The organism is Pseudoalteromonas sp. P1-13-1a, assembly GCF_001401875.1.
GTDB lineage: Bacteria > Pseudomonadota > Gammaproteobacteria > Enterobacterales > Alteromonadaceae > Pseudoalteromonas.
In genome coordinates, this window is the sequence record NZ_LKDV01000072.1 from 1 (window position 1) to 1,446 (window position 1,446).

Below are 1,446 nucleotides of genomic sequence, written 5' to 3' on the forward strand. Positions count from 1 at the left end.
GCTAGGATTTATGGTGGTATCCAATTAAATTCATCAACTACATTTACAGCAGAAGCAAGTGACGTTTTACTAGCTCAAACAGATACTGAGGCCACCAGTAGAGCTAAAAGTGTTGAAAGTATTGATATAGCGACACAAACAGGCTCTCAAGACGCCCTAGTCATAATAGATGGTGCTATAGCAATGATTGATGCGCAACGGGCTAGTTTAGGGGCTGTACAAAATCGTTTTGGTCATACTATTAGTAACCTCGCAAATATTTCTGAAAACGTTTCTGCATCTCGTAGTCGTATTCAAGATACAGATTTTGCAACTGAAACAGCAGAGATGACTAAAAACCAAATCTTGCAACAAGCAGGTACATCGATACTTTCGCAAGCAAATCAAATACCACAGGCTGCAGTTAGCTTATTAGGTGGTTAATCACCTAGTTTGCCAGTAACTCTTCATTATAAACGCACTTCAATTCAAAGTGCGTTTTTGCTTTTTGAGATAGTGAAAATTAATAAATTATTATTTTTCATTTAAAAACAAAAAGTTATATTTTATAAAACAAATAAACTCATTTATTTTTAAAATATTTCTAAAGATAATTTATTTCCTGCCGTTAACTTAACCAGTACAGAGCTTGAGCATACAATTGTGAAAGCTCTTGGTTAAATCTAAACAGTCACATTACGAAAGTAATCAGGAGTTTTATTATGATTTCAGTAAATACAAATGTATCTTCTCTAAATGCTCAACGTAACCTATCTCAATCGGGTTCAGATCTTGCTACCTCAATGGAGCGTTTATCATCAGGTATGCGCATTAACAGTGCAAAAGATGATGCCGCCGGCCTACAAATTTCAAACCGCTTAACCTCACAAATAAACGGTCTATCTGTAGCTCAGCGAAATGCCAATGATGGTATTTCAATGGCACAAACTGCTGAAGGTGCCATGCAAGAGTCTACTAACATTTTACAGCGTATGCGTGAGCTAGCGCTACAATCTGCTAACGGTTCAAACTCAGCTGACGATAGAGATGCACTTCAAAAAGAAGTATCTGCATTACAAACAGAACTAACACGTATAGCTGATACAACATCATTTGGTGGGCAGCAGTTGCTTGATGGTACATATGGCTCTAAAGCTTTTCAAGTAGGTGCAAATGCAAATGAAACAATCAACTTATCTTTAAGTAGTGTAGCTGCTAGCGATATAGGTACGAACCAGATCAATTTACAAAGCTCTACAACGGGATATGGCTCTAGCTCTGCCGTTGCTGATGATTTATCAGGCGCACATGATATAACCGCAACAACTTATACTTTAACTGGTCGTGGTGGAAAAGAAGTAATAGTTGACATTGCTGGAGGTTCAAGTGCGCAAGATGCTGCTAAAGCGATTAACGAAGTTTCAGATACAACTGGGATCAAGGCACAAGCACGGACTCAGGCTACAT

Annotated in this window: 2 protein-coding genes; both read left to right on the forward strand. The window is 38.0% G+C overall.

Annotated elements, in window-relative coordinates; all coding sequences use genetic code 11:
• Positions 1-423 (forward strand): flagellin (locus AN391_RS19800; RefSeq protein ID WP_268795602.1); only part of this gene is annotated, 423 nt, incomplete at its 5' end.
• A gap of 275 nt (positions 424-698) precedes the next feature.
• Positions 699-1,446 (forward strand): flagellin hook IN motif-containing protein (locus tag AN391_RS19805; RefSeq protein WP_327077839.1); only part of this gene is annotated, 748 nt, incomplete at its 3' end.